We start from the raw sequence: 13,630 nt of genomic DNA, 5'->3' as shown, positions 1-13,630 counted from the left end.
CGTGTCCGGTGCCGGCCACCGGCACCGGACACGTTCCGGCGCTCTGTCCGACGCGGTCGGCGCGGTGGTAAATTCGCCCCAATCGAGGGGTGCCATGGTTCTATTGCTGATCGGTGGAGTGTTCGCACTAGTGGGAATGGCCCTCGCGGTCGTCGGCACAGTGGTGCGCCGACGCGAGAAGCATTTCGCGCGCGTGGGGATCGCGGTCCCCGGCCGGGTGATCGACATCGTGCGCAGCACCAGTACCCGAAGAGACTCCGACGGCCATCGCCGTACGCACGTGTACTTCCACCCTGTCGTGGCCTACCGGGCGGCCAACGGCTGGGAGTACCGGGAGCGCTCGGCGGGCGGCACCGCCACGCCGAACTACGGCATCGGGCAGCCGGTCCAGGTCCTCCACCTGCCCGACGACCCCGCAAAGTTCCGGATCGCCGGGGACAGGTCGGGCGTACTGGTGGTGTGGATCCTGTGCGGAATGGGTGTGCTCTTCGCGCTCCTGGGGTGCGGGCTGCTCATCGGCGGTCTGCTGTCCCGGCTGGGCTGACCCCGGCCGGTCAGCCGCTCGGGAAACGGGACAGCGCGAACCACAGGCGCATCCGTTGTTCGGGGTCGGCCAGGTCCACGCCCAGATCGCGTTCGATACGGCCGATCCGGTAGCGAACGCTGTTGCGATGCGCCCCGAGCACCGCGGCGGTGCGGTCCCATCCGCCGTGATTGGCCAGCCAGACCCGTAGCGTCGTGCGCAGGGTCCGCGCGGACTCGCCTTCTTCGGCCAACGGCCCCAACAGCGCGCGGGCCGCAGATCTGGCCTGGTCGGTCCCCAACACGTCGCCCATCGGGTCGGGGGCTTCGTCGGGCAGTTGCGGGCGTCGGGCCGCCTCGGCGCGGATCAGGAGTGCTGACGCCTGCCGGTCGGCGTGGGGCAGGTCCTCGATTCCCACCGGTCCGCTGAGGCCGGCCAGCCATCCGGCGGCGCGCAGTTCGCGCAGCAGGGTGAGGTTCCTGGAGCGGGTACCGCGGTCGGCGAGAACTGCGCAGACCACAGGTAGGCCCCGGTCGTCCTCCCGGACGTCCACCAACCGGGTGTGCAGGAGCGCGGGATGGTCGGGCAGGCCGCGGCCTGCCCACCGTGCGCGCACCACCCGGAAAGCGTCCGCGCCGCTTTCACCCGTCAGCTCGCGCAGCAGGGGAAGCAGGGGAACGTCCCCGACAGGTTGCAACAGAAGTCGCACCGCCAGTCGGCCGATATCGGCGGAGTCGGCCTGCTCAGGGTGGGCGAGCAGGCCCAGCAGCGCCACGGCCGTTCCCAGGACAGCCCGATCGGTCGGGTCCAGCGGGCGGGCCCGGCCCACCACCAGGACCCGGCGAATTCCGGGGCCCTCCCCGACCACGTGCAGGAACAGTTCGTCGGGGGGCATGCGCAGTTTGGCGCTGCGAGGTCCGCGGGCAGGACGCAGCCGGCCGATCAGCCGGGTGGCTTCTTCGGACAGCGGCGGCACGGAGCCGGTATGGCCCAGCAGCCGGTCGCCGATGAGCGCCCCCCAACAGCCGAGGCTCTGTCCGAGGGTTGTCAGGATCGTGTCGACCGCGTCGACCCCGATGGCAGCCGTCGTCAGAGCACGATGGGCGTTGTCGAGCCGGCGCAGGCCGGTGAGGTGCACCTCCTCCAACGCCGCGCCGACCGCCTGACTGATCGCTACGAACGGTGTTTCACGTGGAACCTCGACCAGCGGCATCCCTCGTGCTCGACAGCATTCGACGAGCCGGGTGGGAACACGGTCATGGACCGGTGTCACACCGAAGCCGACAGCAGCGACTCCTGCTCCGACCAGCCCCGACACGTACCGGTCGACTTCGTCGACGTCCGTGGCCAGGTTGACCCCTGCGGTCAACAGCAACTCACCGCCGAGAAGGTAGGGCACCGGGTCGGAAATCTCGCTGACCACCGACCAGCGGATTCCCGTCTCGTCGTCGAATCCGGGCACAAGGACCCGCAGGGCCAGATCGCGCCGCCCGATGATGGACCGCAACGGAATGGTGTGTGGCACGTGGTCACTTCCACGTGCGAGAAAACGCGAACTCACTGGGCGTTCGATCCAGACTCGATCAGCTGTTGGTACGGATCATCCACTTAATTGCTGCCTGTTGAGACTCTACGGTGCACATAGTCGTCTTTGACCTGGAGATTTGTGGTTTTTTCGCATGGTCGACAACGGTTGTGCCGGTCCGGCCCATGATGATCACCGGCCGGTCGAGAACACGAGGGGGAGTATGAACAGCCCGATCGGTCCCATCGACTCCAGCCGGACGCCGCGTTTCGCGGGCCCGGCCACGTTCGCGCGGCTCCCGCGTCTGGACCAGGTCGAGCGCGCCGATATCGCCGTGGTGGGGGTGCCCTTCGACACCGGGGTCTCCTACCGGCCCGGGGCACGTTTCGGACCCGCGGCGATTCGGGAGGCGAGTCGGCTGCTGCGGCCCTATCACCCCGGCCTGGACGTTTCGCCCTTCGACCGGGTACAGGTGGCCGACGGAGGGGACATCGCCGTCAACCCCTTCTCGATCGGGGACGCCGTGGAGGCCATCGATGCCGCGGCCTCGGGGCTGGTCACGACGGGAACCCGCCTGGTGACCCTGGGCGGTGACCACACGATCGCGCTTCCTCTGCTGCGTGCGCTGCATCGCGTGCACGGTCCCGTCGCGATGCTGCACTTCGACGCGCACCTGGACACCTGGGACACCTACTTCGGCGAGCCCTACACCCATGGCACGCCGTTCCGGCGTGCCATCGAGGAGGGGATCCTCGACACCGAGGCCATCGCGCACGTGGGAATCCGCGGCCCCCTCTACGGAAAACGGGATCTGGAGGAAGACCGCCGGTTCGGGTTCGGCATCGTCACGTCCGCCGACGTGATGCGGCGCGGTGTCGACGAGATCACGGACGCGCTGCGCCAGCGCATCGGTGACCGTCCTCTCTACGTCTCGGTGGACATCGACGTGCTCGATCCCGCCCATGCCCCCGGTACCGGGACACCCGAGGCGGGTGGGCTGACCAGCCGCGAACTTCTGGAGATCCTGCGCGGACTGGCCGCATGCAATCTGGTGGGCGGCGACGTCGTCGAGGTCGCACCCGCCTACGACCACGCTCAGATCACCGCGACCGCGGCCTCGCACGTGGCCTACGACCTCGTCTCCGTCCTGGCGTTGAACACCGGAAGGTGACGCGGCGGTGCCCGGCCGGCACCGTGTCAGGACACCACCGCTGTCAGGGGTACCAGTCGGCAGAGCGGATCGTCACCGACGAGTCGTGCGGCGTCAGGGCCATCGGCGGTCTTCTACGCTGGTGGCCGTGGATGTCCTGGAGCGGGTTCTGCGGGTGCGGATGGGGCGCAGCAACGGCCGGCGAGCCCCCCACAAGCCGTTACTGCTGCTCTACGCGCTGGCGCATTTCCAACGTCTGGGAGGTGCGGCTCCGATCGGGTACTCGGCCGCCGAGGCCGAACTCCAGGCGCTGATCAGCGAGTTCGCCGCCCCGGGCGCGGGCGGTCCCCACTATCCCTTTCACCATTTGAGCACCGACGACGGTGTGTGGATCGTGCGTACTGTCGACGGTGGTGGCAGCCCCGGTCCGTCCCCCGTCAAACTGCGCGACAGTGGGGCGAGCGGCCGCCTCGGCCCGGAGTTGGCCGCCGAGCTACTGGACCGTCCCGAGGCGCTGTCGACTCTTGCCCAGGCGATTCTGGACGACAATTTCGCCCCTTCCCTCCATGACGACATCTGTCGCATGGCAGGGCTCGACCTCGACACCGCACGACTGGCCGCGGTCGTCTCCCGTTCGGGGCGGCGCCGCGACCCGCGGTTTCGTCAACAGGTACTGACCGCCTACCGGCATACCTGCGCCTTCTGCGGTTTCGCCGGTCGGTTCGGTGCCGCTGCCTCGGTCGGGCTGGACGCGGCGCACGTGCGCTGGTGGGCCTTCGACGGCCCCGACGACCTCGACAACGGGCTGTGCCTGTGTGCACTGCACCACAAGCTCTTCGACAAGGGGGTGCTGGGGCTGACCGCCCGGTTGCAGGTCGTGGTCTCCCCGGCCTTCGCCGGGAACGCTTCCGCGGCGCACACCCAGGTGGGTGCCCTGCACGGCCGTTTGCTCCTCACCCCGACCGGTACCGCCGGGGTACACGCCGACCACGTGTCATGGCACGAGCAGCAGGTGTTCAGGGCCGCTTGAAGGAGCCCCGGCCTTTGCGGGGGTGAGCACCTGGTGGGTACTCACCCCCCCCCGCGATCAGTCCCCGGAACGGTGGATGGTCACCGAATCCAGCACCACGTCCTCGGTGGGCCGGTCGGAAGGGTCGGTCTGTACTGCGGAGATGGCGGCCACCACATCCTGGCCGGCCTCGTCGGCGAGCTCGCCGAAGATGGTGTGCTTGCCGTCCAGGTGCGGGGTCGCCGCCGAAGTGATGAAGAACTGCGACCCGTTGGTGCCGGGCCCGGCGTTGGCCATCGCCAGTTTGCCGGGCGCGTCGAAGGTGAGTTCCGGGTCGATCTCGTCACCGAAGGTGTATCCGGGCCCTCCGGTGCCGGTCCCCGTTGGGTCGCCGCCCTGGATCATGAAGTCCGGGATGATCCGGTGGAACACCGTGCCGTCGTAGAACCGCTCGTCGCCGGTCTCGGGGTTGGCTGTAGTAGCACCCTCGGCCAGCCCCACGAAGTTGCCCACTGTCTGCGGTGCCTGCTCGGGGAACAGCACCACCTCGATGTCGCCTTCGCTGGTGCTCAGCGTCGCGCCGGTGACGGTGGAGTCCACCGCGGCTGGCCCGACCGCCTCGCCGTTGTCGTTCTGGGACTCCGGCTCGGGGGACTCGGCCTGGCACGCGGCCGAGGCGAACAGGGCTGCGCCCGCGAGGCTGGCCGCTGCGGTCCTGGCAAAACGGTTCATCGAGGTCTTCTCCGGCTGGGTCGGCGCACGTTGGCACCCACAGGCTAGCGTCACGGGTCGGGCGGCCCCGACCTGCCCGGGACCGTTGTTCCCGGGGCGGATCCCCCGTCGTCGTCTCGGACCGTTCCTCTAGCCCGCGACGAAGGGGCGGACCTGTGGTGCGCCCACGTCGCCGGCGCACGCCGTGGCGTCGTCGACCCGGACGAAGAACGGCTCGTCGGTCTCGGGGAGGATGACCTGCAACCCTGCCGCGTCGGTGGGGTCGCACTCCTCCTTGGGGAAGTTCAGCGGATTGGCCTGCCGGTAGGAAGCCGTGGCCGAGTCTCCGGGGGAGAGCGTGACGACCGAGTGGTCGGAACCGTCCCGCTCGGCGGACCCGCCGATCTGGTTGCCGTCGGCGTCCACCCACGCCAGTCCCGGGTACCCGTTCAGGGTGCAGTCGGTTGCCCCGGTGTCGGTCACCACGATGTCGCGGTTGACCGATCCCGCCCCGGCGTCGCCACCGCCCAGCTCGATCGCCACGTCCGCTGAGGTACAGGCGGAGGCCGCGGCATCCTCCTGCCCGGGCTCGCTGCTCGCCGGAGTGCCGTCCTGCTGTCCGGTCGGCGTCGTCGCGGTGGAGGGGGCCGCGGCGGCGGTGCTCTGGGCGGCGCCTTCTTCGGGCATCGTGGTGCCGCACGCACCGACCAGCACGAGGACGGGGACAGCGAGTCCGACCGCCCAACGGTGCCGCCCCCCGGTGGGCGATGGGTTCGTCTCGGTGGTCACGGTCATGTCAACAGTCCCTTCGTTTGTGTCCGCTGTGTCCGCTGTGTCCGCGCACCAGATATCGCGTCATCCCCGCTGGCCAGCGGTGTAAACGCCGAGTATTCGCTGCGGGCGGCCAACCGTTTTGCGGTGCCGGGTGCGAGACTTGGAGCATGTATCGGGAAAGGCCGTCCGCCCTGCCCGGGGCGGTCCTCTGGTGGAGTCGGGACCTGGCCGGGGACACCGAGCGCCGGGTGTTGCCAGACGGATGCGTGGACCTGATCTGGGTGGACGGAGCACTGTTGGTCGCGGGCCCCGACACCGTGGCGAAGCTCTACCCGGGCAGACCCGACGCGTCCTACAACGGGGTACGGTTCACCCCCGGTGCCGGGCCCGTGCTGCTCGGAGTGCGCGCCGCCGACCTGCGCGACCTCCGGGTACCGCTCACGGATCTGTGGCCGAGTGCGCGGGTGCGCCGGTTGGAGGAGCAGATCGCGGAGGCTACCGAACAGGGGGCGGCACTGGAAACGCTGACGGTCGAACTGTGGCGAACCCGGGGAGCACCCGATCCGCGTACCCGTTCCGTCCTTGCGTTGTTGGCGTCGGGGACCCCGGTTGCCACGACCGCCGAGGAAGTAGGGCTGGGGGCGCGTCAGTTGCACCGGCACTGCCTGGACGTCTTCGGCTACGGTCCCAAGACACTGGCCCGGATTCTGCGGATGAACCGTGCGCTCGACCTCGGCCGCTCCGGGACGCCCGCCGCAGAGGCGGCCGCTGTCACGGGCTACGCGGACCAGGCCCACCTCTCCCGCGAGGTGCGGGCCCTGGCCGGCGCTCCCCTGGGCGTGCTTCTCAGGGGGCGCCCTGATCAGTCGGGCAGTGTCGCGAACAGGTCGACCACGGTGCCGTCGGGGTCGAGCACCACCGCGTAGCGCTGCCCCCAGAACGCGTCCCATGGTTCCTTGTGTCCGCGGTAGCCCGCCCCCACCAGGTCGGTGTAGGCCGCGTCCACTTCGGCCGCGCTTGTGCACGCGAACGCCAGACTCATGCCGTGCCCGCCCGAGGGCGCGACCCAGTCGGGGTCGAAGGAGCGGATGACTTCTGCGGTGTCCCAGGCCAACCGCAGCCCACTGGGCAATGCCACCTCGACGTGCGGTTCCTTGTCCGCCTCGGCCGGGAGGTCCAGCCCGAGCCGTCGGTAGAACGCCAGTGATGCGCCCATGTCGGCCACGACCAGGCCGACCAGATCGAATGTGATTGCCATACCGGCCACGCTATGCGTACTGCCCGCCGGTTTTCTTGAACGAATCGGACGCGCTGTCCCGGCCGCCACCGGGTAGGAGGGTTACGCTGTGGCCGTCGGGAGAAGGCGTCGGATTCGGTGGCCCTGGTCGAGCGAAGGCGGATGCCATGTCCGAGTCGGGAAGTCTCTCGGAGGCCGCGGTCGAGTACCGCAGCCCGCAAGGGCGGTGGATCCTGCTGGCCACCGTCCTGGGGTCGGCCCTGGCCGCCATTGACTCCACGGTGGTGGGAATCGCGCTTCCCACCATCGGCCGTGAGTTCGACACCGGCCTGGCGGACCTCCAATGGGTTGTGACCGCCTACATGATGACCCTGGCCGGTCTTCTGCTGGTGGCAGGCGCGCTCGGCGACCGCTACGGCCGGCGCAGGGTCTTCGTCGCCGGGGTGGTGTGGTTCGCTCTGGCCTCGTTGCTGTGCGCGATGGCCCCCAGCGCGTTCCTGCTGATCGTCGGCCGAGCGCTCCAAGGGGTGGGTGCCGCGCTGCTCATCCCGGGCAGCCTGGCGATCCTGCAGGGGTCCTTCACCGCCCAGGACCGGGGTAAGGCCATCGGAGCCTGGTCGGGGCTCGGTGGAGTCGCCACCGCACTGGGCCCCTTCCTGGGGGGATGGCTGGTCGAGGCGTACTCGTGGCGGTTGATCTTCCTCATCAACCTGCCGCTGGCCGCTGTCGTGGTGCTGATCAGCCTGCGCCACGTCCCCGAATCCCGGGATCGTGCCGCGGTCGGCAACGTTGACGTCATCGGGGGTGTGCTGATCACCGGCGGGTTGATCGGGTTGACCTACGCACTCATCGAGGGCCCCGTCCGCGGTTGGGATGCGCCCTTGGTCCTGCTGGGTGTCGCTGCCGCACTGCTGTGCCTGCCCGGCTTCTTCGTCTGGGAGCGGCGCACCCCGCACCCGATTCTGCCGTTGGGGCTGCTCGCCTCCGCACAGTTCCGGGCGGCCAACGCGGTGACCTTCATCGTCTATGGCGCGCTGGGTGCCGCGCTGTTCCTGCTGCCCATCCAGCTTCAGCAGGTCAGCGGGTACTCGGTTCTTGCCTCCGGGATCGCGTTGCTGCCGCTCACGGCGATCATGCTGGCCTTCTCGGCGAGTTCGGGCGCGCTGGCCACCCGGATCGGCCCCCGGCTGCAAATGGCAGTGGGGCCGGTGATCGTCGGTGCGGGACTGGCTCTGATGTCGCGTGCGGGTGCCGATGCCGGCTATTTGGTCGACGTCTTGCCGGCCGTCCTCGTCCTCGGTGCGGGGCTCGCCACGGTGGTGGCCCCGTTGACCACGACCGCGCTGGAGGCGGCGCCCCGGGAACACGCAGGAGTCGCCTCCGCCGTGAACAACGACGTCTCCCGGGCCGCCGGCCTGATCGCCGTGGCGGTGCTTCCCGCGGCGGTCGGCATCACCGGAGGCGCCTACCTCGATCCCGCCGTTTTCGACACGGGTTTTCGTTCGGCGGTCTGGTTGTGCGGCGGACTGTGCATCGTGGGCGGCGTGCTGGCCGCCTTCACCATCCGCAACCCGCTCCGGCGGCCGAACCGTGCCGCTACGTCCCATTGCGCCTTGGAAGGGCCGCCCCTGCACCGCTGTGCCGACTGACCAGCGCCGCTGCGGTGTCGTCCCGGTGGCCATGGACGGCCGATGACTCGCCCGTTTTTGGTGGACCACCTGCGGTGCTGGGGGACGTATCGATCCCGTAATCGCTGTTGAACGGGCTCTTTTATGAGGCGGAAGGGGGAGCAAGGAAAATCAAGTATGTCGATCCATGAGACCGCTCCCACGGGTATTTTTCGAGCATATATGCAGCTCAAAGCATGTTTTGGGAGAGATAAATTGGTCTAGTCCAAGGTCTAGGCCAACTGGCCGGGAGGGGAGTCCGTCGTTCATGATGCGGTCGTGACCCCACAAGGAGGAGAAACCGTGTCTGTTACGGCAGCCCACGCCGGTGTGTCCCCGACCAGCCATCAAGAGTTGGTCGACTGGGTGCGTGACATCGCGGATCTGACCCGGCCCGACGAGATCGTCTGGTGCGACGGCTCCGACGCTGAGTGGGAGCGGCTCACCACCCTGCTCGTCGAGCAGGGAACCCTGACCCGCCTCAACCCCGAACTGCGTCCGGACAGTTTCTACTGCCGCTCCGACCCCGGCGATGTCGCCCGGGTCGAGGACCGCACGTTCATCTGCTCGGAGAAGGAGGAGGACGCCGGTCCCACCAACAACTGGGTCGATCCCGCTGAGATGCGCGCGACGTTCTCCACCGTCTTCGCGGGCTGTATGCGCGGACGCACCATGTACGTCGTCCCGTTCTGCATGGGGCCGCTGGGAGGGGACATTTCCCAGCTCGGGGTGGAGATCACCGACTCCGCCTATGTCGCGGTGTCGATGCGCATCATGACCCGTATGGGAGCCCCGGCCCTGCGGCTCATCGAGGAGCGCGGCTCCTTCGTCAGGGCGGTCCACTCCGTGGGCGCACCGCTGGAGCCCGGCCAGGAGGACGTCGCCTGGCCCTGCAACCCGGACAAGTACATCTCGCACTTTCCCGAGAGCCGGGAGATCTGGTCCTACGGCTCCGGATACGGCGGCAACGCCCTACTGGGCAAGAAGTGCTACGCCCTGCGGATCGCCTCGGTGATGGCCCGCGACGAGGGCTGGCTGGCCGAACACATGCTCATCGTCAAGCTGACCCCGCCGGTGGGCGAGCCCCGTTACGTCGCGGCGGCCTTCCCCAGCGCGTGTGGCAAGACCAACCTGGCCATGCTCAGCCCGACCATTCCCGGCTGGAAGGTCGAGACGGTCGGCGACGATATCGCCTGGATGCGCTTCGGCGACGACGGGCGGCTGCACGCCATCAACCCAGAGGCCGGGTTCTTCGGTGTCGCTCCCGGGACCGGCCAGGAAACCAACGCCAACGCGGTCCAGGCGCTGTGGGGCCACAGCATCTTCACCAATGTGGCGCTCACCGACGACGGCGACGTCTGGTGGGAGGGGCTCACCGACGAGCCGCCCGCGCACCTGACCGACTGGAAGGGGCGCGACTGGACCCCTGACTCCACCGAGCCCGCGGCCCATCCCAACTCGCGGTTCACCACGCCCGCCGCTCAGGCTCCGACCATCGCCCCCGAGTGGGAGGACCCCCGGGGGGTGCCGATCTCGGCGATTCTGTTCGGTGGCCGACGCGCCAGCGCCGTCCCCCTGGTCACGGAGTCCTTCACCTGGCGCCACGGCGTCTTCCTCGGCGCCAACGTCGCGTCGGAGAAGACCGCGGCGGCCGAGGGCACGGTGGGGGAGCTGCGTCGCGATCCTTTCGCAATGCTGCCTTTCTGCGGGTACAACATGGGCGATTACTTCGCGCACTGGCTCGCGGTCGGGGAGCGCGCCGATGCCTCCCTGCTGCCGCGCGTCTTCTACGTCAACTGGTTCCGCAAGGACGGCGAGGGCCGCTTCGTGTGGCCGGGGTTCGGCGAGAACAGCCGGGTGCTCAAGTGGATCGTGGAACGGCTCGACGGCCGGGCCGACGCGGTGGAGTCCCCGATCGGGCTGTTGCCGGCCTCCGGCGCACTCGACACCGATGGGCTCGACCTCGGTCAGGACGACCTCGACCTGCTGCTCACCGTCGATCGTGACGTCTGGCGTCAGGAAGCCGACCTGATCCCGGAGTTCTTCAAGAAGTTCGGCGACCACCTGCCCGGTGGGCTTTGGGAGGAGTACGAGGCGCTGCGTGCCCGGTTGGGCTAGCGGCTCCCGGGCTTCGCCGTCGTCGCACGGCACCGGTGAAGCGTGCGGTGTGGACCGGACCCGGGCCACACCGCACGCTCGCGTACGGGGAAAAGCGCAGCACGGTCCGGATGTGCGGGAGATCCCCGCACGGGGCCGAGCCGTGACGGCAACCACCCCATGGACGGTTCGTCAACCGTCACTCACGGCTTCCCCGAGGAAAGGGCTCATCGATTGCGCTCTGCCGAGGACCGGTAGTCCCTGGGGGACGAGCCCAGAACCCTGAGGAACATCGTCGAGAACGCGGCCGGGCTCTCGTAACCGAGGCTCGCCGCTATGGAGGCGATGCTCTGTTCGCCGGCGAGCAGTGGCAGGGAGTGCAGGACGCAGGCACGTTGGCGCCACCGGGTGAAGCTCATCCCGGTTTCCGCGGAAAAGAGCCGGGTGAGTGTCCGTTCGCTCACGTGCAGGTCTGCCGCCCACCGGGCCGGGGAGTCGTGGATCTGCGGGGCGCCGAGAAAACGCTCGCAGAGCCTGCGCAGGCGGTCGTCGTTCGGCAACGGCAATTCAAATGGCAAAGGGGCGAACCTGCTGATCTCGTGCAGGATCAACGCGACGACGGCCGCGTCGCGACCGCGACGCGGATACATCGGTTCGATGTCCACCGCCTCCAGCAGGAGTTCGCGCAGCAGCGACGAGACGTCCACGACTTGGCACCGCTTCGGGAACCATGGCACGGCAGCCGGTTCGATGTAGAGGCTCCTGGTGCTGACATTCACCATGGTGACCTGATGATCGGTACCCGCCGGCACCAGGACCGCGCGCTGGGTCGGCACGGTCCACGTGCCCTCGGCCGTCTCGACCCGCATGACCCCCGTCGCCCCGTAGAGGAACTGGGCACGACGGTGCCGGTGGGTGCGCAGGAGATGGTCCGGAGGGTAATCCGTGCCGATGGCCAGCACCGCACGGTCGAGGTGGTCCACTACGTCGATCGGGGTGTTGCGCACGCGACCAGGCTAGTCGGGTTGTCCGAAACTCGAAAGGACCTGACGTTGTATCGAATGCGGGACACGGTGCGCGTCTCTACCGTCGAAGAGTGCTGAGTTCTTTTCCGGCTTTCTTCGCCTTCGGTTGCCTGAGCGGTGCAACCACCGTTCTGTTCGGCTTCGGTGGCGGGTTCGTCGTCGTCCCGGTCGTCTACGGATTCGCGTTCGTGAACTCCACACCGGCCGATGACGCGATGCATGTCGCCGTCGCCACGTCCACGGCGGTCATGATGGTGAACTCCCTTACCGCCACGGCTGCCCACTGGCGTTCCGGGCTGTTGCAAAAGGAGTACGTGTGGCCGCTCGCGTTGTTCGTCGGGATCGGGGGCGGGATCGGCGCGCTCGCCGCAACGCTGGTCGACGAAGGCGTACTTCGGGCGCTGTTCATCGCCTATCTTGCCGTCACCATCATCGACAGCCTCGTCAGGAAAGGCTTTCTCGCCCACGGCACCGAAGCCGTGCCTCGGCCGCTCGGGCCTTTCACAGCGACCACGGGGGGAATCGGTATCGGCGCGGTGGCCGGTTTTCTCGGTGTGGGAGGCAGCGTGATGACCGTGCCACTGCTGCGCCGCAAGGGTCTGGCCATGGCCGGTGCCGCTGCTATGGCCAACCCGCTCAGCGCACCCGTCGCGGCCGTCGGCACGATCGTCTACGCGTTCGCCTCCACCGGGGCCGCCGACGCATTGGGCGGGGGTTACCTCGGCTTCATCGATCTGACCGCGGCAGCGGCGCTGCTCGCCGGCTCCCTGCCCACGATCGCCGTCGTGCGACGCGTCGCCGGCCCGATTCCCGATCGGGCCCACGCGATCGCCTACATCGGACTGCTGACCGTCGTGCTCGTCGTCATGCTCCTGGGATGACGCGGCGCGGTGTCGTCCGGGCCGATCGTCGGGCACGCCGGTTCCCCGTGGCAGGAACATGAACGGTCCTCTGCCCGAAGAACAGGTGATGTGATCATCGGTCGGACGCGGCGCCATCGACAGGGTCCCGGGAATGCCCCGAGGCGGGCGTTCGAGGAGTAATTCGGGAGAAACGAACAGGTCAGTGGCCGGGCAGGTGAAGCACGGGTCGGCCTCTATACCCCGCTCGCCCCAGTGGCCCATTGTCTGTACTGTCCGGATTCGGCCACTCCGGCCAGGCGCAAACCGACCAAGCGGTACGGGTCCGGTCCTTCACTTCACCCCTGAAATGGGCATATTCCGACCCCCGGTTCTGAAAAGGATCTTCGCGGCCCTGCTGTGAGGATATGGGAAAGGGCTGGTAATCCTTAAGAAACTGCGGGTCAACCGCCCTGAAGAACTTTTGGACGAGTTATGTGCCCGCTTTCCCCGGAGTGGAAGTGCAGTCTTGACGGGCCTTATTCGGACAACTAGCTTGGCGCTGTAAGAAAACGCTCGTCCCTGCCGTTCGGTCGTTGACAGGGCGGCGGCGCGGATCGCTGGTCTTGCTATGGGAGTGCAATCACGGGCTGCTTGCATTCATTCACGTAAAGACAGGCGTTGGGGCTGGATCGTGCCGTTGCCATCGGTTTCGGTTGCGTCCACAGTGCGGTGGGCCGTTGTCGGGTTTCATGATCAGGGACTCCTCTGTCATGCGCTTGAAGTGGGGGAATGGCGGTCTGTGGGGCGACGGTGTCCATCTGTGGTCATTTTGTTCACAGTTTCGGATTCCCCTAATCAGTGGTGCCGTTTCGAGTGGTGCGCCGATCGGTCGTTGATTCTCTCCGAAGTGTGTGCGGAGAGTGCTCCTTAACATTTCGATTTTTGTTAACAATAAAAACTTCTTCTGGTGTTCGACTTTCTGTGCCCTGGGCGGCGAAGGCGAAGTGCGCTCTCTCGACGGGATTTTTCGGGCTGCCCTCAGGATGAATGCCTGAAGAATTACCGCTCTC

Annotated in this window: 12 protein-coding genes; 7 read left to right on the top strand and 5 right to left on the bottom strand. The window is 68.1% G+C overall.

The genetic code is table 11. The annotated features are described in order from the left end of the window. The first annotated feature begins 94 nt into the window (after positions 1-94). Positions 95-544, top strand: coding sequence for a DUF3592 domain-containing protein (locus tag QSJ59_RS20560; RefSeq protein ID WP_285761359.1), 450 nt, complete (start codon positions 95-97; stop codon positions 542-544). A 10-nt stretch (positions 545-554) separates the two neighbouring features. On the opposite strand, the gene QSJ59_RS20555 is transcribed toward QSJ59_RS20560, so the two are convergent. Next, on the bottom strand, positions 555-2,048 hold the full coding sequence (locus QSJ59_RS20555; RefSeq protein WP_285761358.1) for a PucR family transcriptional regulator: 1,494 nt from the start codon (positions 2,046-2,048) through the stop codon (positions 555-557). 223 nt (positions 2,049-2,271) lie between these two features. Between QSJ59_RS20555 and speB the strand changes: the two genes are divergently transcribed. Both speB and QSJ59_RS20545 read left to right on the top strand, forming a co-directional pair. Then, positions 2,272-3,219 carry an agmatinase gene (gene speB, locus QSJ59_RS20550; RefSeq protein WP_285761357.1) on the top strand — a complete coding sequence of 316 codons (948 nt, stop codon included), beginning with the start codon at positions 2,272-2,274 and terminating at the stop codon, positions 3,217-3,219. Between the two features lie 127 nt (positions 3,220-3,346). Beyond that, positions 3,347-4,228: a phosphorothioated DNA-binding restriction endonuclease gene (locus QSJ59_RS20545; RefSeq protein WP_285761427.1), complete on the top strand. Its 882-nt coding sequence runs from the start codon at positions 3,347-3,349 to the stop codon at positions 4,226-4,228. 57 nt (positions 4,229-4,285) lie between these two features. Here the strand turns inward: QSJ59_RS20545 and QSJ59_RS20540 are convergent, their stop codons facing one another. Continuing rightward, on the bottom strand, positions 4,286-4,939 hold the full coding sequence (locus QSJ59_RS20540; protein WP_285761356.1) for a peptidylprolyl isomerase: 654 nt from the start codon (positions 4,937-4,939) through the stop codon (positions 4,286-4,288). Positions 4,940-5,068: 129 nt separating this feature from the next. After that, complete coding sequence (locus QSJ59_RS20535) at positions 5,069-5,713, bottom strand: DUF4232 domain-containing protein (protein ID WP_285761355.1); 645 nt, start codon at positions 5,711-5,713, stop codon at positions 5,069-5,071. 146 nt (positions 5,714-5,859) lie between these two features. On the opposite strand from QSJ59_RS20535, the gene QSJ59_RS20530 reads away from it, so the two are divergent. Next, positions 5,860-6,618, top strand: coding sequence for a helix-turn-helix domain-containing protein (locus QSJ59_RS20530; RefSeq protein WP_285761354.1), 759 nt, complete (start codon positions 5,860-5,862; stop codon positions 6,616-6,618). On the opposite strand, the gene QSJ59_RS20525 is transcribed toward QSJ59_RS20530, so the two are convergent. Next, positions 6,555-6,950: a VOC family protein gene (locus tag QSJ59_RS20525; RefSeq protein WP_285761353.1), complete on the bottom strand. Its 396-nt coding sequence runs from the start codon at positions 6,948-6,950 to the stop codon at positions 6,555-6,557. The two genes, QSJ59_RS20530 and QSJ59_RS20525, sit on opposite strands and share 64 nt — an antisense overlap. Before the next feature lie 146 nt (positions 6,951-7,096). Here QSJ59_RS20525 and QSJ59_RS20520 point away from each other — a divergent pair, with 146 nt between their 5' ends. Further along, entirely contained in the window at positions 7,097-8,578 is a 1,482-nt protein-coding gene (locus tag QSJ59_RS20520; protein WP_285761352.1) for an MFS transporter, read from the top strand. A 321-nt stretch (positions 8,579-8,899) separates the two neighbouring features. Continuing rightward, positions 8,900-10,714: a phosphoenolpyruvate carboxykinase (GTP) gene (locus QSJ59_RS20515; protein WP_285761351.1), complete on the top strand. Its 1,815-nt coding sequence runs from the start codon at positions 8,900-8,902 to the stop codon at positions 10,712-10,714. Positions 10,715-10,920: 206 nt separating this feature from the next. Here the strand turns inward: QSJ59_RS20515 and QSJ59_RS20510 are convergent, their stop codons facing one another. Further along, positions 10,921-11,700, bottom strand: coding sequence for an AraC family transcriptional regulator (locus QSJ59_RS20510; RefSeq protein WP_285761350.1), 780 nt, complete (start codon positions 11,698-11,700; stop codon positions 10,921-10,923). 89 nt (positions 11,701-11,789) lie between these two features. Here QSJ59_RS20510 and QSJ59_RS20505 point away from each other — a divergent pair, with 89 nt between their 5' ends. Next, positions 11,790-12,599: a sulfite exporter TauE/SafE family protein gene (locus QSJ59_RS20505; RefSeq protein WP_285761349.1), complete on the top strand. Its 810-nt coding sequence runs from the start codon at positions 11,790-11,792 to the stop codon at positions 12,597-12,599. The last annotated feature ends 1,031 nt before the right edge of the window (positions 12,600-13,630 follow it).

The organism is Nocardiopsis ansamitocini, from assembly GCF_030268225.1.
In the GTDB taxonomy this organism is placed as follows: Bacteria; Actinomycetota; Actinomycetes; order Streptosporangiales; family Streptosporangiaceae; genus Nocardiopsis_D; species Nocardiopsis_D ansamitocini.
Note: the sequence above shows the minus strand (reverse complement) of the source record. Positions and strands in the feature narration are given on the sequence as shown.

What these genes read in the sequence shown, in the direction of transcription:
- QSJ59_RS20540 (WP_285761356.1), bottom strand. Translation starts at nt 4,939, where the DNA reads ATGAACCGTTTTGCCAGGACCGCAGCGGCCAGCCTCGCGGGCGCAGCC.
- QSJ59_RS20535 (WP_285761355.1), bottom strand. Translation starts at nt 5,713, where the DNA reads ATGACCGTGACCACCGAGACGAACCCATCGCCCACCGGGGGGCGGCAC.
- QSJ59_RS20530 (WP_285761354.1), top strand. Translation starts at nt 5,860, where the DNA reads ATGTATCGGGAAAGGCCGTCCGCCCTGCCCGGGGCGGTCCTCTGGTGG.
- QSJ59_RS20560 (WP_285761359.1), top strand. Translation starts at nt 95, where the DNA reads ATGGTTCTATTGCTGATCGGTGGAGTGTTCGCACTAGTGGGAATGGCC.
- QSJ59_RS20520 (WP_285761352.1), top strand. Translation starts at nt 7,097, where the DNA reads ATGTCCGAGTCGGGAAGTCTCTCGGAGGCCGCGGTCGAGTACCGCAGC.
- QSJ59_RS20525 (WP_285761353.1), bottom strand. Translation starts at nt 6,950, where the DNA reads ATGGCAATCACATTCGATCTGGTCGGCCTGGTCGTGGCCGACATGGGC.
- speB (WP_285761357.1), top strand. Translation starts at nt 2,272, where the DNA reads ATGAACAGCCCGATCGGTCCCATCGACTCCAGCCGGACGCCGCGTTTC.